This is a genomic window from Acinetobacter zhairuonensis (assembly GCF_022601715.1).
Lineage (GTDB): Bacteria > Pseudomonadota > Gammaproteobacteria > Pseudomonadales > Moraxellaceae > Acinetobacter.
The window spans coordinates 68,995-91,224 of sequence record NZ_JAKVIM010000004.1; the positions used below are offsets into that span (position 1 = coordinate 68,995).

Here is a 22,230-nt window from a genome sequence, read left to right on the forward strand (position 1 = left end):
TTCAGCCTGATCCAGCTGTGTGCCCGAGCTTATGGGTACACAGTTTGGCTGAAAAGTGTCGAATAAGACAGCTTGTAACAGCAAAAAGCTTGGCACCACAACCATCTTCAAAAAACGCTCTAAAATTAAAATCATGAAAAATATCAGATTATAAAAAAATAGGGAGCCATTCGCTCAATTTAGATTTTTGGCTATGGCAGATTCGTTCAGGTTACATTAATGTACAGTTGTACACTTAGTTACAAAATCTCAAGTCAATCATTTCATTAATGTTTATAACGAATTCAACACCATCTACAACTTTAGTCGTATACATTTTCCAGTACAGAGCTTCCATAAATGGGACTATCCCCGAGCAAATAACATTCAAAAGACCAATGCTCTATTGTCAATGCTCGCCCACATTGCACAAGCTTTAGGAGACCTCAATGAATATTTCTGAACTGGTTCCACATGATTTACATCAAGCACAACAGTTTCATCGCCTGTACGGTGTAAATGCTTTATTGCCCGATATTGATTGGAACCATCTTTTCGAACAAAGTAAAATTAGCCCGACCCATGTTGAAGCCCTCAACACTCTGTATCAAAGTGCTGTACCACTGGCACTGCAAGTTTTTGATGAACTTAATTTTGATGTTTTTACCCCTGCAGAATATAAACCGCAAGGACTTGGGCTATTTGAAAAATTGACGCAGCAAGAAGAAAAATTGCTGCAAGTATTACAGGCTGAAACGCGTAGTTTAAGTCCTGCTGTCCGTCACCAAATTTGGAGCATGCTGCTACGTGGCGGTGCAGTCTTGGTATTCAAAGCATGGCTAGGTAAAGTCAAAACCAATGCCGATCAATTGGACACCACTCAATTTGATGAACTATCTGAGCTTCTCTTTATTAAAACGCCCCCTGTAGAATTGGCAAATTGGCTGATGGTCGATGTGAATGATCCTTATGATCACATTTTCCTGATGTATGACAATCAAATTTATCTGGATCGCTTTAACAGTTTAGAAACAGCCGCACTCTTTGTCGATTTGGGTGTTTATGACGCCGCTTTCTTAAGTTTACGAGATGACCAAGTTGCGGAATACTTAAAATCTAAAGGCTTGATTACTCAAGAACAAATTGATGAGCTCGAATGTGCCTTAAACCCACTTTATTGTGACAACACCATGTACAAACAGGACTGTTTGGCTTAAATTTCCTTTTCAATAGACAAAAATAAAGACCTCTTATAGGTCTTTATTTTTATCAGAAGATGCAATTACATTTTCTTTTCATCAATATTCAAAGCATTAATTGCCAGTACCGCTTGAGTACGGTTTTGTACGCCCAATTTACGGAAAATTGCCGTGACATGCGCTTTAATGGTCGCTTCTGAAACATCTAATTCATAGGCAATTTGTTTATTCAGCAAACCTTCTGCCACCATCATTAACACACGGAACTGCTGTGGCGTTAAGGATTGAATACGCTCTGCCAATTCAGTTTCATCTGATGCACGTGGGTCAAAACCAACATTGGTCGGTAAATTCGGTGGCAACCAGATTTCACCTTCTAAGACTTGGCGAATGGCTTCACCAATATGGCTCGGATGCGCTGACTTTGGAATATAGCCCATTGCCCCATGTGCAATTGCACGCTGAATAATTGAAGTTTCCTCATGCGCGGAAACCACAATGATCGGAAGGGACGGATATTGTGCACGGACATGAACCAAGGCGGAAAAACCTGAAGCACCAGGTAAATTTAAGTCCAGCAACACCAAATCAGGTTCAGGACCTTTTTCCAAACGTTCATAAAATTCATTTACTGCGGCGGTCTCATGGATTTGAGCTTGCGGTAAGCTATAGCGAACGGCCTGAATCAAAGCATGACGAAACAACGGATGATCATCAACGATTAAAATATTCATAAGCAGCGTAAGAGATCTAGTGCACAGTAATTCTTATTCTAACCATACATGTGCCATTAAGGATATGCAAATATTAACTATTTTTAAAATAACTACAAAAAATAGGGAAATCATAAGTGCCTATTTTTTCAAAAAGATGAAAAACAAATCTTAAATCTCTATAAACCTCATTCAAGCACTTCTAAAACTTATGCAAAAATAATATAAGTCGATAATTCAATAAATTAAATATCATTTATCTTATTTTCCTCGAAAATTTCAGGCATATCTAAAAATCAGCTAATCAATCTGCTTTTCCTTATTTTACAGCTCCGTTGCAGTTGATGATAAATAGCAAACATTCCAAGACTTCTTTTAGGTCCATTGCTATGTCATTTTCTCATCAACAAAAACCACTGAATATTGTCGCGGTATCTGGCGGGTTAAATACACCCTCTAAAACCGAAGCTTTAGTACAAGAAATTCTGCATGAATTGGGTGATGCGACCCCGATTAACGTACATTTTATTAAATTCAGCGAAATTGGGCATTTATTGGGTGGCGCAATCTATCGTCATCAGTTGCCACAACGTATTCAGGATGATTTGGCTGCGGTTGAAGCTGCTGATGCCCTGATTGTCGGAACCCCTGTGTATCGTGCTTCCTTTACGGGTCTGTTTAAACATTTCTTTGACTTTGTCGAACAAACGGCTTTGGTGGATGTACCTGTGTTACTGGCGGCATCGGGTGGTAGTGACCGTCATGCTCTCGTACTTGAACACCAATTGCGTCCCTTGTTCAGTTTCTTCCAAGCACAAACCTTACCGATTGGCGTATATGCCACAGACCGTGATTTCACCCCTGAATACACCATTCAAAGTGAGTTGCTGCTTGACCGCATTACCTTAGCCGTTGCCCGTGCCCTACCAATTTTGGAATGGGCACCAGCCAAAGGTCAACGTGCAGATGTCGTGAAAGAAAAATCTCAACACGCCAATCAAACACTTGGGATTAACAAGCAAATTGAACAAGATGACGTTCTGCCTTCAGCAGCTGTTCCAAGTCTGAATGCAGCAGAATCTCGCTTACATGCCAAGAAAACCCCACAAAGCCATGTGGCTTAAATCTTGAATTCTTTCTGAGGATCTCGGCATGACACAAGCAAATGATATTTTATTTGCCTATTGGATACCTAAGGTCAGCGGTGGCTTGGTCGTCAGTAACGTTAAGCAAAGTGTCATTGAATTTACACAGCCTGAGTAGATTTAATTTTGACAGGCTGCTTACGTTTTATTGAAGAAGTTGAATATTTTGGCACAAAGGCGTTGCCCTTGGTGTGTGAACTTGAAACCCAGCAAACATTGTCTGCAAGGTCTAATTAAATATTTGAAGAATTACTCTGCTAGACCCGCACACAAACCGATAACAACAATAAAATGGCAACTCCAAATTTCCCCTAAGGCTCGGCTTAGGGGCTTTTTTTTACCCAGTAGAACGTGTAAATAATACCTTGTTAGATGTGCAAAGTATTATTATCCAGACTTCCTAAAATACTCTCATCTTTGCATATAGCCCGAAGTTACCTGATACAGCGCATCTAAAATATTACCCTTATCGCTTGCATGAATAGCTTCATTGAGCTGCGAGATATAAGCCAGCAACTGTTGTTTGGCCGTCTGGGAAAATTCAGGCGTGACCGCTTGATCTTCGTAGAGTAAAACGTAATTTTTTGACGAAACCGTAAATTAAAAATAATGCTGCTTGTTCTGATGAGTCTGTCGCAGGTGGAATATTTTACTGACAAAAAAGTTTGAGTTGTTTGAAGGCATCTGTGCCTGAAAAGGGAGTTTAGAATTGCGTCAAAATCGATTGAAAAATCATTTGAAAAGATCCTCTCAAAAAGAGGATCTACAGAATTCAATTTAAGACGTCAACTTTAAAAATTAAAATTTATACAGTCTCTTCAATATCTTATAAATATGTAAATTTAACCGATTGTTAAATTAATTATCTAATCACAAAATCAATGAGAAGCAGCCTAACCTACTGCTTCTCACTCAATTCACATGATTCAATATCAATCCTATATCACTACACCAGAGCTTATGTTTTAGGATAAACATTAGCAATCAGCACTTCCACCACCTGCGGGTCAGCCAAGGTTGAGGTATCGCCCAAACTATCTAGTTCATTGGCGGCAATTTTTCTTAAAATACGGCGCATAATTTTACCCGAACGGGTTTTCGGCAAGGCAGGTGCCCAATGCAAGGCATCAGGAGTGGCAACAGGTCCCAAGACTTTTCGTACCCATTCCACTAGTTCTGCTCTAAGTTCTTCAGATTCAGCGACATCCGCTTGTAAGGTCACAAAAGTACAAATCCCCTGTCCTTTAATGCCATGCGGCATTCCGACCACAGCGGCTTCGGCAACGGACTCATGTGCCACCAAAGCACTTTCAATCTCAGCCGTACCCAAACGGTGCCCTGCGACATTCAGTACATCATCCACACGCCCAGTAATCCAGTAATAGCCATCTTTGTCTCGTCGAGCACCATCCCCTGTAAAATAACTGCCCGGATAAGTCGAGAAATAGGCTTCGATAAAGCGTGCAGGGTCCCCCCAAATGGTTCGCATTTGCCCTGGCCAAGAATCTTTAATAATCAGATTACCTTCAGCTTCACCTTCTAGCTCTTTACCTTCTGCATCGACCAATGCCGGTTGAATGCCGAATAAAGGACGCGTCGCGGAACCAGGTTTTAAATCGGTTGCACCTGGTAAAGGTGAAATCAGAATCCCACCTGTTTCGGTCTGCCACCAAGTATCCACAATTGGACAGCGACTTTCTCCGACCACGGTGTAATACCAGTTCCATGCCTCAGGATTAATTGGCTCACCGACTGAGCCCAATAAGCGCAAACTACTGCGATCACTCTCTCGCACAAAGGCATCGCCCTCACGCATCATGGAACGAATGGCGGTTGGTGCAGTATATAAAATGGTGACATTGTGCTTGTCGACTATATGTCCCGTCCGTGCCCAACTTGGGTATTGCGGCACACCCTCGAACATCACTGTGGTGGCGCCATTGGAAAGTGGTCCATAAATTACATAGGAATGTCCGGTAATCCAGCCCACATCTGCGGTGCACCAGAAAATATCATCTTGTTTTAAATCAAAAACTTCACGAAAAGTACTATTCACATAGGTTAAATAGCCCCCTGTGGTATGTAACACCCCTTTAGGCTTACCGGTGGAACCCGAGGTATACAAAATAAAGAGCGGATCTTCGGCCTTCATCAGTTCTGGCGGGCAAATGTCATTCACCGACATAATTTCCATGTGATACCACAAATCACGCTGTGGTTTCATTTCAATCGGATTGCCTGTGCGATGCACCACAATCACATTTTGTACAGAGTCCGTGCCCGGCAGAGTTAAAGCCGCATCGACATTTGCCTTGAGCAAAATCGGTTTGCCACCGCGCATACCCGAGTCAGCCGTAATCACCACTTTTGCCTGACTGTCTTCGATACGACTCGCCAAAGAATCGGGTGAGAAGCCTCCAAACACTACACAATGCACAGCACCTATCCGCGCACAAGCCAGCATCGAAATGGCCGCTTCAGAGACCATTGGCATATACAGCACCACACGATCGCCTTTTTTGACGCCATTTTTTTTCAGCACATTGGCAAAGCGACAAACTTCATCGTGTAATTCTACATAGGAAATAATTTTGTGCCGTGAAGGATGATCCCCCTCCCAAATAATCGCAGGTTTATACGGATGCTCTTTTAAATGACGATCCAGACAGTTGGCACAGACATTTAATTCACCATCGGCAAACCATTCAATTTTAAAATTTTCTTTATCAAAACTGGTATTTTTGACTTGGGTAAAGGGTGTGATCCACTCCAGTTTATGCGCCTGTTCAGCCCAGTAATCCTCAGGATGTTCAATCGATTGCTGATAACGTTCAAAATATTCTGCTTCCTTGGTACGTGCAGTTTTTTTAAATTCTTCTGGAACAGGATAGACTTCTTTCATATTCATACTTCCTTGATCTTATTCATCTCATCTCGAGATGCCATGCCACGTTATTGATTTTTTATTGCTGCATTGAAGCAGTATTACGGCTATGTTTTAGACACTACAATTATGCTTTGGTCGTATATTATTTATACAGATTAAATCCACAAGATGAAATCCGACTTCTAAAAAAACTTTCGATGAATCAGTGTCTGTATGTTTGAAATCATCTTATAATTTTCCTGAAATGCCGCATGCATACTTTTGCAAAATGCAACATTTCATTACCGAATCCACACTGGAATAGCGTATGAGCACTTCGCAAACCTCTCCATTTTTCTCTCGCAATGCGGCACCTCAAAATGATAATCCCTTGTCTGCACAAGGACGTTTCGGACGGCTAAGCCTGATTGCATGGAGCGGTTTTCTCAATCTGATCACTTTTTTTTCCACACTGGCTTTAAGTCTATTTTTAGGGATTTTTAATTTCAGCACCTATTCACTTGAAAACAATATCCTACAAACTTTTTTAAGCGTGGCTGGACTGGGTTTCTGGGTAATTTTTCTGCTGTATTTTTATTTCAGTTTCGTGATTGTGATCCGCCGCCTGCATGATCTGAACAAATCAGGTTGGTTACTGCTGTTACTGTTTATACCCCTCATCAATTTCTTGATGGCCATCTATATTTTATTGGCTTCAGGGACTGCCGGCTTGAATCAATATGGTGGTCCACGTGCGACCCCAGTGTGGGAAAAAATTCTGGCATGGCTGATGATTATTTTATTTGTGCTGAGTTTTATGGCTTCTGGCAGTCTCATTTCTTATATGATGGGTACAGGTGAGCTAGAAACGCCACAGGAAGTGATTCAAAAAGGCACTGAATATTTTTAACCCTCCTGATCCTCAATGTTTAGCTGTATAACTTCGGTTGCATTGAGTTATCTTTCTGCCGCTTTTCAGGCAAAATAGCGGCAAATTTAAATCGTTTCGGATCTCCTGTGGCAGAACAAACAAATAACCTGAGTGAAGTCGCTCAGGGTACCTCGCAAATGATTCATGATGCAGGTGCAACTGTAATTGCACATACCTCAAAGTATAATGATGCCTATACCACCATTGATAAAATCATGGACAGTTTTTGGGAGCGCGTGCCCTATTTCTGCATCGCCCTGATTGTTCTGGTTATTTTCTGGTTACTTTCTAAAGTTTTTAAGTTTTTCATTGGTAAAACTTTGGAAAATCGTTCTTATACCCGTCAAAATTTGGTCTTGGTACTGAATCGAGTCGGCACCAGTGTCATTATTTTCTTTGGTTTCCTGATTGCCATGGTGATTGCCATTCCTGGCTTTACCCCTGGACAGCTGATGAGTGCCTTAGGGATTGGTTCGGTCGCGATTGGTTTTGCCTTCAAAGATATTTTTCAAAATATGTTGTCAGGGATCCTGATTTTACTGGGTGAACCGTTCCGTATTGGCGATGATATTGTGGTGAACAATATGGAAGGTACGGTGGAAGATATCCAGATTCGTGCGACCTTTTTACGCTCTTATGATGGTCGTCGCATCGTGATTCCAAATGCAACGGTATATACCAGCCCAGTTACGGTGAATACCGCTTATCAACGTCGTCGTTGTGAGTTTATGGTCGGTATTGGCTATGATGACGATGAGCAGAAAGCCAAAAGCATTATTAACGCGATTTTAGATAAAAATCGCAATGTACTCAGCCAACCTGGATTTTCCGTAAATGTCAGCGCTTTAGCCGACTTCTCCGTGAATCTCACCGTACGTTGGTGGATTGATACCACAGAAACCAATATTGCGGCATCGGTCAGTGAAATTCAGGCCGAAGTGAAACAGGCTTTTAATGCGCACGACATCAACATTCCTTACCCTGTGCAGGAAGTAAAAGTGCATCGTGATCAAAACTTGCCTTATCTAATGCCTGAAGACTCAAGCAAACAGACGCCCTAAGACATAGGAAATTGCGGTTTCCGTTCTTAAAATTCGGTTGCCTAAGCTGACTGCTTGGCAGCCGTTTTTTTCGAGCAGATCAATCTCATAGGGAATAAAACCGCCTTCAGGACCAATCAGCAAAGTACAGGCATGCTCTATTGCATGCGGCATGTTCATGTCGGCATAAGGATGGGCTACATAAGCAGGCTTTTCAGGACTAATCCACATCGGTAGCACATCTTCGACAAAAGGTTTAAAACGTTTATAGATTTCAATGTTTGGTGCAATAGTATCGCCTGCCTGCTCTAGCCCCAAAGTCACATATTGATCAATTTGCTGTAAAAAAGGCGTTTGCCAATAGCTTTTATCGACCCGATAACTATGCAGCAACACGATTTTTTCCACGCCCATGGTCACGCTATCCATGATTAAACGGCGCAATACTTTGGGGCGTGGCATCGCCACAATTAAAGTCACAGGCAATTTAGCAGGGACAGCTTCTTCCTGAATCGGACGCAGCTGGATAACACGTTCACTCACTGCCAAGACTTCCGTTAAATAACGTTTTCCAGCCCTGATCCCGACTTTTAAACGATCTCCAACCTGTACATTGACATGAGTTTGCAAATGTTCGAGCTGGCGACTGGAAGTAATGGACCACACTTCGGATTCAGTTTGGCGTGGGTCTAAGAGAACGATATTCATAGTAAATACAGAAAATTTCCAAAACGAAGGCTCAGCCGATAGAGGCAGACATGATGGGCGACTGGGATGTCGCCCGCGGTGCTGAGGTACAGGACGTACCTCAGCACCGTAAAAGATTTTTGCTACTTTTCATCTCTGAAAAGTCGGAATCTCCTACACAAAGGCATCAACTGAATCCACAGTATTTGCGGTTGTGACCAACTCATTTATTCAAGTTTTATAAATAGCCATCAATCACCTGAATATGCTTATCCAAAGAGCCTTTATTCAGCTGCATAATCTGCTGTGCCGCTTGATTCAACTGTTGCGCTTGTGCAATATTTTCCAGCAACTGCATCAGCACCACTGCTGCCTGTTCTGCACTGTCAACAACTTTGACCGCATCGGCTTGGACAAATTCATCCACAATGGTTTGGAAATTAAAATAGTTTTTCCCCAAGACGGTCGGAACATTTAGAGCAATCGGCTCAAGAATATTGTGTCCACCACCTGGCTCATTCAGTGAACCACCGACAAAACACACCTGACTTAAGGCATACCATAACCACAGTTCACCCATACTGTCCGCCAGAAAGACTTGAGTGTCTGCCTGTACAGGTTGATGCTGACTTCGTCTGCTGGTCTTTAAATTCAGACTTTGTGCGATCTGATACACTTCATCAAAACGCTCTGGATGACGTGGTACCACAATACATAGTAGCTCAGGATGTTGCTGTAAGTAAGGCTGTAACGCACTGAGTAATTTTTGTTCTTCAGGCGCATGTGTACTGGCAATGGTAATCATCTTTCGACCAGCCAATTGCCAATCTTGTTTGAGCTGTACTGCCTGTTGTACAAATTGCTCTGGAGCATGAATATCAAACTTGATACTACCGATCACCTGCGTCACCGACTGGGCCGCACCGAGTTGGATAAAGCGCTGTGCCGTTGCCTCATCCTGAGCCAATAACTGATTCAGCCCCTTCAGCATGGCTTGGGTTAAACCTGACACTTTGGCATAGCCCTGTGCCGATTTTTCCGAAAGGCGTGCATTGACTAAAATTGTGGAAACCTGAAATGCCTGCGCCTGATCAATCAGGTTGGGCCATAATTCTGTTTCAACTAAAATCAAAATCTTAGGCTGATATTTCTGAAAAAACGCCTGCATCAAATGCTTTTGATCCGCAGGTAAATACACCGCTTGAAACAAGGCTTGATACGGCGCTTTATCAAATAAGGACTTGGCACGTGCCTGTCCTGTCTTGGTGGTATTGGTCACCAAAACTGAATGACCTTGTTTTAAATAATGCTCGATTAAGGGTTGTGCTGCATTGGTCTCACCGACTGAAACTGTATGAAACCAAATGGTGTTTAAATTTTTAGGATTTTGAAATGGACCAAAACGCTCTAGACATTCTTGTTGGTAAGCTTCGATATCATGCGCACGTTTTTTAATTCGCCATTGATACAGCGGTTTAATGATTGCAAGTGCTGCGTTATACCAAAAAGGAGTAGCCAAATACGTGCTCCAAAGAATGATCTACAATAAAACAGCGCAATTTACCACATTGGATAAATTGCGCTGTTATCTTGTCGTGAATTTTGTGGAAAAGCAATTTAAACCGTTGCTGTTTCCATTTCAGTTAAAGTTGGGTAATCAATATAGCCTTCAGCGACATCCGTGCCAATCATGGTTTCCAACTTCAGCTCATTTAACGGAGCATCTTGTAATAAACGTTCATATAAGTCTGGATTGGCAATATAGGCTTTACCAAAAGATACGCCATCTGCCTGACCGGTTGCCAATAAATCAATCGCATCTTCACGGCTTAAACGCATATTGGCAATATAAGGCACACCACCTGAACGCTGTTTCATATAGGCGCTGATACTGTCATCTGCCAGATATTCACGGGTAAAGAAGAAGGCAATATGACGTTTACCCAATTCTTCTAGTACATAACCGAAGGTTTCACGTGGATTCGCATCGCCCATGTCATGCTCATCACCACGTGGTGCCAAATGCACACCCACACGACCTGCACCCCACACTTCAATCAGCGCATCGACCACTTCTAACAACAAACGTGCACGATTCTCTACACTGCCACCATACTGGTCATCACGTAAGTTGGTAGAACTTTGCAGGAACTGGTCAATCAAGTAACCATTGGCTGCATGTAATTCAACACCATCAAAACCTGCTGCTTTGGCACGAATTGCCGCTTGCTTGAACTGCTCAATCACCTCTTGAATTTCAGCAATTGCTAAGGGACGTGGAGCTACATATTCACGTTTTGGACGCAATAAACTGACATAGCCTTTTTGCTGTACATTACTGGCTGAAACAGGGGTTTCACCCTTGAGCAAATCAGGATGCGAGACACGACCCACATGCCATAATTGCGCCACAATTAAACCGTCTTTTTCATGAACCGCCTGAGTCACCTGCTTCCAGCCTTCAACCTGAGCCTCATTAAATAACCCAGGGGTATTCAGATAACCATTGGCTTCTTCTGAAATCACCGTCGCTTCAGAAATAATTAAACCACTGCTGGCACGCTGTGCGTAATATTCCGCCATCATTGCCGTTGGTACACGGTCAACGGTCGCACGGCTGCGGGTTAAAGGTGCCATGATGACACGGTTTTTTAATTCTAAATCGCCCAAACGTAAAGGGGTGCTTAACTCAGCCATAGTCGCCTCAATATTCACAATAGACTTAGAGTGAATGTTTTAAATGATCGATATATTGCTGAATCAAGGCTTCGTTGCGAGAAAAATAAGACCACTGTCCGTATTTTTCCACTTGAATTAAACCGGCTTGCTGGAGTACGGAGAGGTGATTCGACATGGTCGATTGCGACACTTTACCCAAACGCTCTATGTGTCCTGCACATACGCCGCGCTTAAAGCCACCGCATTCTTCAGCCGATAAAAACTGTTCTGGCTGTTTCAGCCATTCTAGTATTTGTCGACGCGTTGGATTCGCCAATGCTTTAAAAATTAAATCAATATCCATAGTCCAGACACGTTCAATCAGGCACAAGCTTGATTCAGCTTTTCTTTAATATATCGCATTTTATCGATTTTAATATCGAATATTTTAGATATATTGTAAAAAACTGCATCAAACTTGGCTAAGTTACTGATGATGCTTAACTTATAAGCCTTGCTTTAAGCTCGCCTCAATAAATTTATCAAGGTCACCATCTAAGACTGCACCCGTATTCGAGTTTTCAACGCCAGTACGTAAGTCTTTAATGCGTGAGTCATCCAAAACGTATGAACGAATCTGGCTGCCCCAACCAATATCAGACTTTGAATCTTCAAGCGCTTGCGCAGCTTCGTTACGTTTGCTCATTTCCAGCTCATACAACTTCGCACGCAACTGCTTCCATGCATGGTCACGGTTGGCATGTTGTGAACGCTGGTTCTGGCACGCCACTACAATCCCTGTAGGCGCATGCGTTAAACGGACCGCAGAGTCGGTTTTGTTAATGTGCTGACCACCCGCACCCGAAGCTCGGTAAGTATCGGTACGGACATCCGCTGGATTGATATCAATCTCAATGTTGTCATCGACTTCTGGCGATACAAATACCGCAGAGAATGAAGTATGACGGCGGTTACCCGAGTCAAATGGCGACTTACGCACTAAACGGTGTACACCCGACTCGGTACGTAACCAACCATAGGCATATTCACCTTCCACGCGAATGGTTGCCGACTTAATCCCAGCAACATCACCGTCCGATTCTTCCATCAACTCAGCTTTAAAGCCGTGACGCTCAATCCAACGCATATACATACGCAACAACATTGATGCCCAATCTTGTGCTTCTGTACCCCCTGAACCTGCCTGAATTTCCACATAACATGGATTCGGATCCATTGGGTTACTGAACATGCGGCGGAATTCAAGTTTTGCCAGTTCTTCTTCGGCAGAACTTAATTCAGATTGCACATCTTCCAACAAGCTTTCATCATCGGCTTCAACTGCCAAATCCAACATCGCCTGTGCATCTTCAAGTTGGGTAGCCAAACCATCCAACACGTTTAAAACGTTTTCGAGTTCGCCTTTTTCTTTCGCCATTGCCTGTGCGCGGCTCTGGTCATTCCAAATCGCAGGATCTTCTAATTCACGCAGAACTTCTTCTAGGCGTTCTTTTTTCAGATCGTAGTCAAAGATACCCCCGTAGTGTTTGACCACGGTCGTTTAAATCTTTTAATTGGTTTAAATAAGGATTAATTTCCACGGGAGCGACTCTCAAATCAATAATTAGCTTAAATAGCCCTCAATTATAGCACAGAGCATTTATAGATTTTTAGCCACCGCAGGTAATTCGGAATTGAAGGCACGGCTAGATTTTACAACCACTGATACAGCATTTGGCTATTTTGACCGTGACGATGATATGACTGATACGGTGGAACAGTTTGTTCTAAAAAGCACTTTCTACTTTAGCCTTGTCATGGCAAAAATTCATTGCTGAATCAAGCTGTATATGCTCAGCTCAGCATAACCACACTGTCTAAAGTTCTCGCTTTCTCCTTGCGACTCTTATCAATTGCGGTCAAAAAAAGCTGAGCTTGAGGATCACTGTTGAGTATTCACAACCCAGCTGTCTCCTCCGTTGTTCAAGGGCAATTCCTAAATCTAGAAGACAATACTGCTTGAGCTGATGTTGATCATCTCCTTTTCATCGCCAATGGTGATTTTGATCCTGTATCTCTCTTAGGGTCGGCATATCACATAAGGATGGTAGGGACGAAGATCTCGACATCTGCTCTGCATGCTCTAACTCTTTCTTCAATCCGAACTTTGCTGTTGCTGGCAGGGTTAATCTTAAGGATGATCCGTAAGCTTTCAGCATGAATACCACATGACGCTTCTAAGTTTTTCATCCTTAATCTTTGCGACAACAAAGATACTCTTAGATATGCTGCTATATATTTTCTGCTTACAATTTCGTCGTTTTATCCACAAAAAACTATGCTATTCATAGAAAATCCACAATTTTAATAAATCACTACAATTATTATATTTTATATATATCAAATATTTAAAATACATTCATTACACAATATTACGCTCGACACAAATCCGTAACCTTCAAGCTGTTGACGCTTTTTTGTTTTGCCCTAGACTAAAAGTGTAACAAAAAATTAATTTATTTAAGCCAAATTTCAGAGGGGTCATTTCCATGAAAAAATTAGCAATTGCTTCAGCGCTATTCTCTGTCGTTGCAATGACTGGAACAGCACACGCATACCAAGCAGAAATCGGTGGCTCTGCTGGACTAATCGATCCGGATAACGGCAGCTCAAGCGGCTCTTTTGGTGTAGATGGTACTTATTACTTCAATCCTGTGCAAACGCGTAACGCACCTTTAGCAGAAGCGGCATTCTTAGACCGTGCCAGCAATGTCAATGCACACTATGCCTATAACGAAGTCGGTGATGACGAAGTCAATAACTACGGTGCTGGTGTTGAATTCTTCGTACCGAACTCAGATTTCTACTTGAGTGGTAACATTGGTCGTCAAGATGTAGAACATCGTTATGGTCCAGATTTTGACACGACACTTTACAGTGCTGAAGTCGGTTACTTACCTGCACCAGGTTTCTTGGTAGCTGCTGGTCTTAAGGGCTATGACAATGACGACAATGATGGCGTAGACCCAACAGTCCGTGCAAAATATGTGACTCAACTTAGCAATGGTAAAGACATCAACCTTGAAGCTGGTGCTTCTTTTGGTGACCTAGATGAGTACAATCTTGCTGCGGACTACTTCATTGATAAAAGCTTCAGTGTCGGTGCAGACTATTACAGCAACGACCTCAGCGATGTAAACGAATTTGGCGTGAATGCACGTAAATTCTTTACCCCGCAAGTCAGCCTTGAAGGTCGTGTTGGTTTTGGTGAAGTCGGTAACAATGACTACAACAAATTTGGTGTAGCTGCGAAATACCGCTTCTAATTTGCCCAAGCTTTAACTACAAAAAACCGCTGAATTCAGCGGTTTTTTTATTATTGCAAATGCAAAATTCTCAACTGTAGACTGACCTGACCATTAAAACTGTTCTGCTCTAATTCATATACCAAATGAATAGAGGATTGCATCGGATCAAATTGAAATTTATCTGCTGCATTAAAGGCAATTGCATCCACCACTTGACCATTATCTAACGCCAATCTTAATTTCAAATGTAAATCCTTTAACCAGCGATAATCCAGCACTTGAAATTGCCCTTCAAAAATTGGGGCTGGAAATTTTTGCCCCCAAGGGGTCAAATGCTGCAACAGATGAACGGTATCTAAATTCAACGCTTCGCTTGGTAAAACACCATCCGTCCATAAAGTCGCTTGAAACAAAGCTTCATCCATAGTTTGAATCAGCTGAACAAATTGCTGTTTAAATTCATCAAAATGCTGTTTCTTGATGGTCAAGCCTGCCGCAGCGGCATGTCCCCCAAAATGACTGACCAAGTGTGGAAATTGCTCCGCCACTGTTTCAATCGCATCTCGAATATGAATGCCTTCAATCGATCGTGCAGAGCCCTTAATGTGTTCACCATCTTCAGCAGCAGCAAACACAATCGCAGGTCGATGGAACTGTTCTTTTAAACGTCCCGCCACAATACCAATCACCCCTTGATGCCAATGTGGCTCAAATAGAATTAAGGCAGCTGGTGTTTCTGTCGCTTCTAGCTTGAACTCTGCCAAAGCAGTTAGGGCATCCTGCTTCATTTGCGTTTCGACTTGACGACGTTCTACATTGAGCTGATTCAGCTGCTGTGCCAAAGCATAGGCGCTGCTGTAATCCTTTGCCAATAAGCATTCAATGCCAATGTCCATGGTTTCCATGCGTCCAGCGGCATTAATCCGTGGACCTAACACAAAACCTAAATCCTGAGCCTTGAGTTGTGCTGCATCACGTCCCGCAATGTCCAATAAAGCCGAGATGCCGACACGGCATTGCTGTTGCTGAATGCGTTTAACGCCTGCATCCACCAATATACGGTTGTTATAGTCCAGTGCTGCGACATCGGCATAAGTACCCAAAGCCACCAAATCCAGATATTGCGCCATCTTGGCACTGGATTTACCTTGCTGGGCTCGACGACTACACAAATTTGCCAGCAAATAAAATGCAACCCCCACTCCTGCCAAAGCTTTACTTGGAAATTCACAGCCTATTTGATTGGGATTCACCACTGCTTCGGCAGCAGGCGTCTCTTTAGTCGTCAAATGATGGTCGGTAATCACCACTTGCATCCCCAAGGCTTGTGCTTGAGCCACACCAGCATGGCTGGAAATGCCATTATCAACAGTCACCAGAACTTCAGGTTGAAACTTGGAAGAAGCCAAATCTGCAATTGCAGGGGTTAGACCATAACCATATTTAAAACGGTCTGGCACAAGATAGTCCACCTGAGCCCCCATCTCACGCAATACCAAAATCATTAAAGCGGTACTGGTGGCACCATCGGCATCATAATCCCCCACGATCACGATTTTTTTATGCTGATCAATCGCTTGATCCAGTAATTCAACTGCCTGCGCAAGCCCTTTTAAATTTGGCGGTAATAAATGCTTGAGTTTTAATTCGAGTTCTTGTTCCGATTCCACACCTCGGCGCGCCAAAATTTGTGCAATAAAAATTGGCACGCCCTGAAAATTTTCAGGGCGTGTTAGATAAGGTCGTTGCTTAATTTGTATTTGCGTCATTTACGGCATGAGTCGTTGTAATTTCCATATGCCTTCGATTCTTTCATAACTGAGACGGTCATGTAAACGATTTGGACGCCCTTGCCAAAATTCATAATAATCTGGCTGCAAACGATAACCGCCCCAGAACGCTGGTTTTTCCAGTTCTGCTTGCTCAGCAACCTGATCTTGCAAACGCTGGAAGCGTTGCTGTAGTTCATCACGACTGGCAATCACACCACTTTGTGGCGTACTAATATGCGCGGCAATTTGACTGTCACGTGGACGCTTCAAGTAATATGCTGTTGCCTCATCTTCCGAAATTTTTTCGACTCGACCACTAACACGCACTTGACGTTCGAGTTCAGGCCAGTAAAACAACAACTCAGCATAAGGGTTCTCTACCAGATCTAAGCCTTTTTGACTGTCATAATTGGTGTAGAAGTCATAGCCTGCTTCGGTTGCGCCACGTAACAGCACGGTACGCACATGTGGACGTCCTTGGCTGTTGGCAGTCGCCAAATACATGGCATAAGGTTCGTGCAAGCGCGCCTCTAAAGCCATATTGAACCAATTCAGGAATTGCTCATGGGGATGCTGCTCCACTTCTGATTCCAGCAATTCGCCTTTTTGGTAACTCAAACGCAATTCACTTAAATCTTTAATTAAATCGCTCATTGCATCATTCCTTAAGCAGCTTGGGTACGAACCACATCCGCGAGATGATTCGCCAATGTAGTCACTTCTTCGAGTTGATCACCTTCTACCATGACCCGAATCACAGGCTCAGTGCCTGACTTACGAATCAACAGTCGTCCACGTCCTGCCAGTTGGGCTTCAGCTTTTTCAAATTCAGCCACCATTGCTGGGTTGGAATACGGGTCGATCATTTGCTCTAAACGCACATTCACCAGCACTTGCGGGAACAGTTTAAAATCGGCAACCAATTCATGCAGCGCCTTTTTCTGCTCGACCATCACCGTAAGCACCTGTAATGCTGCAATAATCGCATCACCTGTCGTGCTCTTATCCAGCGTTAAAATATGACCTGACGGCTCACCACCAGTCACCCACTGGTTTTCTTCAAGGGCTTGCAATACATAACGGTCACCCACTTTGGCACGCACAAATGGCACGTCTGCCTGTTTAAGTGCCAGCTCCAACGCCATATTGCTCATGACGGTACCCACAATTCCAGCTGTTTTTTTGCTGGCTTGTGTCGCCAAAATATACAGAATATGATCACCTGTGATTTGTTCACCGTTGCGATCGACCATAATCACGCGGTCTGCATCACCATCAAAGGCAATCCCCACATCCGCAGCATGTTCAAGCACTGCTTTTTGTAAACTTTCAGGATGGGTTGAACCACAGTCCTGATTAATATTTAAGCCATTGGGTTTGTTAAACAACGCTATAACTTTTGCCCCGAGTTCTTGAAAAACAGCAGGCCCCACGTTATAGGCAGCACCATTGGCACAGTCCACCACAATTTTTAAATCTGACAAATCATAATGGTATGGGAAAGTCGATTTACAGAATTCGATATAACGACCATTGGCGTCTTTGACACGCACACTTTTACCCAAGTTAGCCGTGTCTTCAATCAACAACTCATTTTCTAGTTCTTGATTAATCGCTTCTTGTAATTCATCAGGTAACTTTTTACCTTCACTGGAAAAGAATTTAATGCCGTTATCAAAATACGGATTATGCGAAGCGGAAATCACAATCCCTAAGCTGGCATGTAAGGCACGCGTTAAGTGAGCAATCGCAGGCGTCGGTAATGGCCCCAATAAATGCACATACACCCCAGCCGCATTCAACCCAGCTTGTAACGCTGCTTCCAAAATATAACCTGATAAACGAGTATCTTTACCCAGTACCACAATCGGTTTATTTTTTTGCGTATTTTTTTTAAGCACTTTACCTGCAGCAAATCCTAACTTTAGTGCAAATTCAGGCGTAATTGGTAATTCTCCAAATTTTCCTCGAATACCATCTGTGCCAAAATAACTCATGTTTTACTCACTTCTTATATCTAGGTGTTGTTATCCACCTTTTGTCATAGTGAAATACTTTACACCAAAACAAAAAAGACCGTCATAGTGTTGACGGTCTCTTTGGGTCTAATTTACTAAAAATCAACCAACGCGGTAGTTTGGTGCTTCTTTAGTAATGGTCACATCATGCACGTGAGATTCAGACATACCTGCTGAGGTAATCTTCACAAATTTTGCATTTTGACGTAGATCTTCAATGGTTGAAGAACCCGTATAACCCATAGAAGAACGTAAGCCACCCATCATTTGATGTACGATGTTGCCCATTGGTCCTTTATACGGTACACGACCTTCAATCCCTTCTGGTACTAACTTCTCAGCACCCGCTTTCGAGTCTTGGAAGTAACGGTCAGCAGAACCTGTCGCACCCGCCATTGCACCCAATGAACCCATGCCACGATAAGCTTTGTAGTAACGACCTTGGAAGAATTCAACTTCACCTGGTGCTTCTTCAGTACCAGCGAGGAGTGAACCCACCATAATCGTGCTTGCACCGGCACCAATCGCTTTCGCCATATCACCAGAGAAACGAATACCGCCATCTGCAATTAAAGGAATTTGATCTTTTAATGCATTGGCAACGCTGTCAATCGCAGAGATTTGTGGCATACCAATACCCGCCACAATACGTGTGGTACAGATCGAACCAGGACCGATACCCACTTTCACAGCGTCGGCACCCGCATCAAGAAGAGCTAATGCAGCATCACCTGTTGCAATGTTTCCACCGATCACTTGAACTTGAGGGTAGTTCTGTTTTACCCAACGTACACGCTCAATCACGCCTGCAGAATGACCATGTGCAGTATCAACCACAATTACATCAACACCTGCATCCACTAAAGCTTCTACACGGCTCGGTGTTTCAACACCTGTACCGACTGCAGCACCCACGCGTAAACGACCTAAGTCATCTTTACAGCTGTTTGGGTAAAGTTCAGCTTTACGGAAGTCAGTCACCGTAATTAAGCCTTTCAGCTCGTTGTTTTCGCCAACCACCAATACTTTTTCAATACGGTGCTTCTGCAATAATGCCTGAATCTGTTCTTTAGATTCACCTTCACGTACAGTCACTAAACGGTCTTGACCCGTCATAATACTGCTTACAGGCTGCTCTAGGTTGGTTTCAAAACGTGTATCACGTCCTGTCACAATACCCACTACTTTCCCATCTTTAACTACAGGAACACCACTGATGTTGTTGGCTTGCGTAATCGCAATCAACTCACGCACTGTGGTTTCAGGTGTTACTGTAATTGGGTCTTTGACCATGCCTGCTTCAAATTTTTTCACACGGCGTACTTCAGCAGCTTGTGCAGCAATATCCATGTTCTTGTGCAAAATACCAATACCACCGTTTTGTGACATCGCAATTGCCATACGTGATTCAGTCACGGTATCCATTGCTGCTGAAACGAGAGGGATATTTAAGTTAATGCCGCGAGTCAGGCGTGTCTTTAGAGAGACATCTTTTGGGAGGACAGTAGAATAGGCAGGGAGTAATAAGACATCATCGAAGGTTAACGCTTCTTGAACGATGGTCAACATAACAGTCTCACTGGTAATTTCCGTGCGCTATTATAAACAAATTTAGCTTTAAATTTCATTTTTTATTAAAAAAATATCACTTAAAAATACAAGTACGCTGGAAATCATTTTTCAGACCCAGTTTCGATGCAGGAAATTAGCTTCAATTTATCCACTAATTTCCTTTTATACTTGATTTAGATTTAAGTTGGACAGGTGAAAACGCTTTCATCCATCAAATCAACACCACATTCCAGCGTTTCAATCCAGTCGAGGAATTGGTTAATCATGTCTTTACCAATAAATGGCGTACCGTGTTGGGGCACAATCATCTCGACATCCATGCTGCGTACCATGTTGACCCAAAGGCGAATCACTTTATTGGAGCACATATAGCGTTGATGGAAACCTTTCATCTTCGGAATATGTGCAGCGAAATTTTCTAGAGGTTTCGATGCATCGTCGACCATCGAAGCACCCATATCTCCTGAAAATAGAATTTTCGCAATCGGATCATAAAACTGAAAGTTACCCACCGAATGCAGAAAGTGCGCTGGAATTGCCACAATCGAAGATTGACCTAATGTAATCACCTGACCATGGTCCGGCAGTTCGACCAAACGATCCAACCAATTGCCTTTCATACGGTCACTCATAAACGCTGAGTTTAAATGCGGTAAAAAGCGAGCCCATAGCTTTGAAGCGACCACTTTGGCATCGGTATAGACCAACCAGCGTGGCATAGAGGTAATAATGTCTGGGTCTTGATGAGATGCCATCACATAGTCGAGGTTGGTTAAACGTGTATATTTATTCAGTTCCATGGTTAACGGAACATACGTCAAGTCCCCACCTGGGTCTAATACTGCTGCACGCTCATGATCTAAAATTAGAAACTGGTTTGCCTGCACGCCCTCGCCTTTAACCAGACTGGTGAAACTGATGCACTTGTGTGTGCCATTATCAAATAACACTTGTGATGTGGTGCGATCAAAAGCCATAGCAAAACCCCAATATTTATATTCTATAAGTTCAATTTTTAATCCCCTATAACATAAAGGGAAATAGCTCAACTTACAATAAATATACAGAGCAAGTTTGCAGTTTTATACAGTTATTTATCTGATTTACATAATAAAAAACCCAACTGTTTCGCTGGGTTTTCTAAAAAATTAGTGTTTAGAAGAAGTAATGCTGTACTAGCGTTGAAACCCCGATAATTAAGAAGATGGCTGCCCCAATTTTATGGATTAACGCAATTGGCAACTTGTCTGCCATTTTATTGCCCACAAACACTGCAGGTGCATTCGCCAACATCATCCCTACAGTCGTTCCAGCCATCACCCAGAAAATACTGTCATAACGTGCTGCTAAAGCAACGGTTGCGATTTGGGTTTTGTCCCCGATTTCTGCCAAAAAGAATAATACGAAGGTGGCACCGAACACCCCAAATTTCTGCCATTTATTAATGCTATCGGTTTCATCGTCCAACTCATCTGGAATTAACATCCAACCCGCCATACCAATAAAGCCGAGTGACAACACCCAGATCAACACATCAGGACTCAATACCGTGGTAATCCATTGACCCAATACTGCAGACAAACCATGGTTAATCAGGGTTGCAGCTAAAATGGCAATTAGAATAGGTACAGGTTTACGAAAGCGTGCAGCCAGTAATAAGGCAAGAAGTTGGGTTTTATCACCCATTTCGGCGAGAGCGACAATTGCTGTCGAAATTAGGAACTCATGCATAACATTTTTCTCTGGCTAGCAAAATTTGCCTATGACTTACCTCTCCTGCTAGCCAAAATCAAATAGATTGATGCAGAGTGGTAAATCAAAGGTCTTGCCAACAAAAAAAGCTGTTTAATGAGCTTATTTGGTTCTTTGCTATGATGACCATGTTCTGTGGAACAATTATGTTGATCATCACCTTTTTACAGAGCGTAAAAAGCGGCTACTCCCCAATGAATCCTGAGCATTATATAAAATTTCACCAATTTTTCAAATCTTTCATTGTGGTTTTTCGTCTTCCCGAAAATATTGTCTATGCGATTAAACAGAAAATCCGAAACGTTGATATAGCCAGATCGCTCCACGGCATAGCCCTAACAGCATGGCTAAGCCCACATTAAAGCCGAGCCAACCAAAGCTACCCCAACCACTAGTTCCACCAATCTGCTGTGCTTGAAACTCCATGGAAAAAACGATGGTCGCAGTGAGTATTTCTAGTCCCATCACCAAATAAGTGACCCAGTTCCAAGGGAAATGCAACACACTCAACCAAAGCCCCATCAACACCAAAACTAGCAATAAGATTGGAAGCATAAATTTAAAAAATGCAAACATCTGCATGCAACTCC

At 42.8% G+C, this 22,230-nt stretch carries 19 protein-coding genes, 2 pseudogenes and 1 riboswitch; of the genes and pseudogenes, 6 read left to right on the plus strand and 15 right to left on the minus strand.

Translation table 11 applies throughout. From position 1 onward, the window contains the following. Positions 1-428 precede the first annotated feature (428 nt). Positions 429-1,196, plus strand: coding sequence for a peroxisomal membrane protein PEX14 (locus MKI85_RS04630; RefSeq protein ID WP_241625435.1), 768 nt, complete (start codon positions 429-431; stop codon positions 1,194-1,196). A 65-nt stretch (positions 1,197-1,261) separates the two neighbouring features. Here the strand turns inward: MKI85_RS04630 and MKI85_RS04635 are convergent, their stop codons facing one another. Further along, positions 1,262-1,912, minus strand: a complete 651-nt coding sequence (locus tag MKI85_RS04635; RefSeq protein WP_241625436.1) for a response regulator — start codon at positions 1,910-1,912, stop codon at positions 1,262-1,264. A 368-nt stretch (positions 1,913-2,280) separates the two neighbouring features. Between MKI85_RS04635 and msuE the strand changes: the two genes are divergently transcribed. Further along, positions 2,281-3,015: an FMN reductase gene (gene msuE / locus MKI85_RS04640; protein ID WP_241625438.1), complete on the plus strand. Its 735-nt coding sequence runs from the start codon at positions 2,281-2,283 to the stop codon at positions 3,013-3,015. A 135-nt stretch (positions 3,016-3,150) separates the two neighbouring features. Next, a pseudogene (locus MKI85_RS04645) lies at positions 3,151-3,273 on the plus strand (dimethylsulfone monooxygenase SfnG); the annotation flags it as partial. A gap of 174 nt (positions 3,274-3,447) precedes the next feature. Here MKI85_RS04645 and MKI85_RS16950 read toward each other — a convergent pair. Both MKI85_RS16950 and acs read right to left on the minus strand, forming a co-directional pair. After that, positions 3,448-3,772, minus strand: a pseudogene (locus MKI85_RS16950) (hypothetical protein). A gap of 222 nt (positions 3,773-3,994) precedes the next feature. Beyond that, a complete protein-coding gene (gene acs / locus MKI85_RS04655; protein ID WP_241625440.1) occupies positions 3,995-5,938 on the minus strand; it encodes an acetate--CoA ligase in 1,944 nt (647 codons plus the stop codon). 292 nt (positions 5,939-6,230) lie between these two features. On the opposite strand from acs, the gene MKI85_RS04660 reads away from it, so the two are divergent. Together MKI85_RS04660 and MKI85_RS04665 are read left to right on the plus strand one after the other, a co-directional pair. Continuing rightward, entirely contained in the window at positions 6,231-6,812 is a 582-nt protein-coding gene (locus MKI85_RS04660; RefSeq protein ID WP_241625442.1) for a DUF805 domain-containing protein, read from the plus strand. A gap of 158 nt (positions 6,813-6,970) precedes the next feature. Beyond that, positions 6,971-7,894, plus strand: coding sequence for a mechanosensitive ion channel family protein (locus MKI85_RS04665; protein WP_413351731.1), 924 nt, complete (start codon positions 6,971-6,973; stop codon positions 7,892-7,894). Here the strand turns inward: MKI85_RS04665 and MKI85_RS04670 are convergent. From MKI85_RS04670 to prfB, 5 genes are all read right to left on the minus strand, one after another. Beyond that, complete coding sequence (locus tag MKI85_RS04670) at positions 7,874-8,581, minus strand: 16S rRNA (uracil(1498)-N(3))-methyltransferase (protein WP_241625445.1); 708 nt, start codon at positions 8,579-8,581, stop codon at positions 7,874-7,876. The two genes, MKI85_RS04665 and MKI85_RS04670, sit on opposite strands and share 21 nt — an antisense overlap. 217 nt (positions 8,582-8,798) lie before the next feature. Next, the gene (locus MKI85_RS04675) at positions 8,799-10,079 is read right to left on the minus strand and encodes a 3-deoxy-D-manno-octulosonic acid transferase (RefSeq protein ID WP_241625448.1); all 1,281 of its coding nucleotides are present in this window, start codon (positions 10,077-10,079) and stop codon (positions 8,799-8,801) included. A gap of 98 nt (positions 10,080-10,177) precedes the next feature. After that, a complete protein-coding gene (locus MKI85_RS04680; RefSeq protein ID WP_241625450.1) occupies positions 10,178-11,257 on the minus strand; it encodes an alkene reductase in 1,080 nt (359 codons plus the stop codon). A gap of 25 nt (positions 11,258-11,282) precedes the next feature. Next, complete coding sequence (locus tag MKI85_RS04685; protein WP_241625452.1) at positions 11,283-11,582, minus strand: ArsR/SmtB family transcription factor; 300 nt, start codon at positions 11,580-11,582, stop codon at positions 11,283-11,285. A gap of 141 nt (positions 11,583-11,723) precedes the next feature. Further along, positions 11,724-12,819 (minus strand): peptide chain release factor 2 gene (gene prfB, locus MKI85_RS04690; protein WP_241625453.1). Its coding sequence is split into 2 segments (ribosomal slippage): positions 11,724-12,746 and positions 12,748-12,819, totalling 1,095 coding nucleotides; the frame shifts between segments, so codons are not numbered across the junction. A gap of 948 nt (positions 12,820-13,767) precedes the next feature. Here prfB and MKI85_RS04695 point away from each other — a divergent pair. Then, positions 13,768-14,544, plus strand: a complete 777-nt coding sequence (locus MKI85_RS04695) for a putative porin (protein WP_241625456.1) — start codon at positions 13,768-13,770, stop codon at positions 14,542-14,544. Between the two features lie 50 nt (positions 14,545-14,594). On the opposite strand, the gene recJ is transcribed toward MKI85_RS04695, so the two are convergent. The 7 genes from recJ to MKI85_RS04730 all read right to left on the minus strand — a co-directional run bounded on the left by recJ (position 14,595) and on the right by MKI85_RS04730 (position 22,216). Beyond that, the gene (gene recJ / locus MKI85_RS04700) at positions 14,595-16,295 is read right to left on the minus strand and encodes a single-stranded-DNA-specific exonuclease RecJ (RefSeq protein WP_241625457.1); all 1,701 of its coding nucleotides are present in this window, start codon (positions 16,293-16,295) and stop codon (positions 14,595-14,597) included. Continuing rightward, the gene (gene pdxH / locus MKI85_RS04705) at positions 16,296-16,952 is read right to left on the minus strand and encodes a pyridoxamine 5'-phosphate oxidase (RefSeq protein ID WP_241625459.1); all 657 of its coding nucleotides are present in this window, start codon (positions 16,950-16,952) and stop codon (positions 16,296-16,298) included. 11 nt (positions 16,953-16,963) lie between these two features. Next, positions 16,964-18,295, minus strand: a complete 1,332-nt coding sequence (glmM, locus tag MKI85_RS04710; RefSeq protein WP_241625461.1) for a phosphoglucosamine mutase — start codon at positions 18,293-18,295, stop codon at positions 16,964-16,966. A 123-nt stretch (positions 18,296-18,418) separates the two neighbouring features. Then, positions 18,419-19,885 (minus strand): IMP dehydrogenase, encoded by a 1,467-nt coding sequence (gene guaB / locus MKI85_RS04715; RefSeq protein WP_241625463.1) that lies wholly within the window; start codon positions 19,883-19,885, stop codon positions 18,419-18,421. Positions 19,886-20,067: 182 nt separating this feature from the next. Next, positions 20,068-20,865 (minus strand): oxygen-binding di-iron domain-containing protein, encoded by a 798-nt coding sequence (locus MKI85_RS04720; protein ID WP_241625465.1) that lies wholly within the window; start codon positions 20,863-20,865, stop codon positions 20,068-20,070. Between the two features lie 178 nt (positions 20,866-21,043). Beyond that, the gene (locus MKI85_RS04725; protein WP_241625467.1) at positions 21,044-21,619 is read right to left on the minus strand and encodes a TMEM165/GDT1 family protein; all 576 of its coding nucleotides are present in this window, start codon (positions 21,617-21,619) and stop codon (positions 21,044-21,046) included. Between the two features lie 83 nt (positions 21,620-21,702). Further along, positions 21,703-21,845: riboswitch (yybP-ykoY riboswitch) on the minus strand. A gap of 77 nt (positions 21,846-21,922) precedes the next feature. Then, the gene (locus MKI85_RS04730; RefSeq protein ID WP_241625469.1) at positions 21,923-22,216 is read right to left on the minus strand and encodes a hypothetical protein; all 294 of its coding nucleotides are present in this window, start codon (positions 22,214-22,216) and stop codon (positions 21,923-21,925) included. Positions 22,217-22,230: the final 14 nt, after the last annotated feature.

Coding starts and splice junctions, on each gene's coding strand:
- recJ (WP_241625457.1), bottom strand. CDS start 16,295: ATGACGCAAATACAAATTAAGCAACGACCTTATCTAACACGCCCTGAA.
- MKI85_RS04730 (WP_241625469.1), bottom strand. CDS start 22,216: ATGTTTGCATTTTTTAAATTTATGCTTCCAATCTTATTGCTAGTTTTG.
- MKI85_RS04665 (WP_413351731.1), top strand. CDS start 6,971: ATGATTCATGATGCAGGTGCAACTGTAATTGCACATACCTCAAAGTAT.
- MKI85_RS04680 (WP_241625450.1), bottom strand. CDS start 11,257: ATGGCTGAGTTAAGCACCCCTTTACGTTTGGGCGATTTAGAATTAAAA.
- glmM (WP_241625461.1), bottom strand. CDS start 18,295: ATGAGTTATTTTGGCACAGATGGTATTCGAGGAAAATTTGGAGAATTA.
- MKI85_RS04630 (WP_241625435.1), top strand. CDS start 429: ATGAATATTTCTGAACTGGTTCCACATGATTTACATCAAGCACAACAG.
- MKI85_RS04720 (WP_241625465.1), bottom strand. CDS start 20,865: ATGGCTTTTGATCGCACCACATCACAAGTGTTATTTGATAATGGCACA.
- msuE (WP_241625438.1), top strand. CDS start 2,281: ATGTCATTTTCTCATCAACAAAAACCACTGAATATTGTCGCGGTATCT.
- acs (WP_241625440.1), bottom strand. CDS start 5,938: ATGAAAGAAGTCTATCCTGTTCCAGAAGAATTTAAAAAAACTGCACGT.
- MKI85_RS04660 (WP_241625442.1), top strand. CDS start 6,231: ATGAGCACTTCGCAAACCTCTCCATTTTTCTCTCGCAATGCGGCACCT.
- pdxH (WP_241625459.1), bottom strand. CDS start 16,952: ATGAGCGATTTAATTAAAGATTTAAGTGAATTGCGTTTGAGTTACCAA.
- guaB (WP_241625463.1), bottom strand. CDS start 19,885: ATGTTGACCATCGTTCAAGAAGCGTTAACCTTCGATGATGTCTTATTA.
- MKI85_RS04695 (WP_241625456.1), top strand. CDS start 13,768: ATGAAAAAATTAGCAATTGCTTCAGCGCTATTCTCTGTCGTTGCAATG.
- MKI85_RS04685 (WP_241625452.1), bottom strand. CDS start 11,582: ATGGATATTGATTTAATTTTTAAAGCATTGGCGAATCCAACGCGTCGA.
- MKI85_RS04725 (WP_241625467.1), bottom strand. CDS start 21,619: ATGCATGAGTTCCTAATTTCGACAGCAATTGTCGCTCTCGCCGAAATG.
- MKI85_RS04670 (WP_241625445.1), bottom strand. CDS start 8,581: ATGAATATCGTTCTCTTAGACCCACGCCAAACTGAATCCGAAGTGTGG.
- MKI85_RS04635 (WP_241625436.1), bottom strand. CDS start 1,912: ATGAATATTTTAATCGTTGATGATCATCCGTTGTTTCGTCATGCTTTG.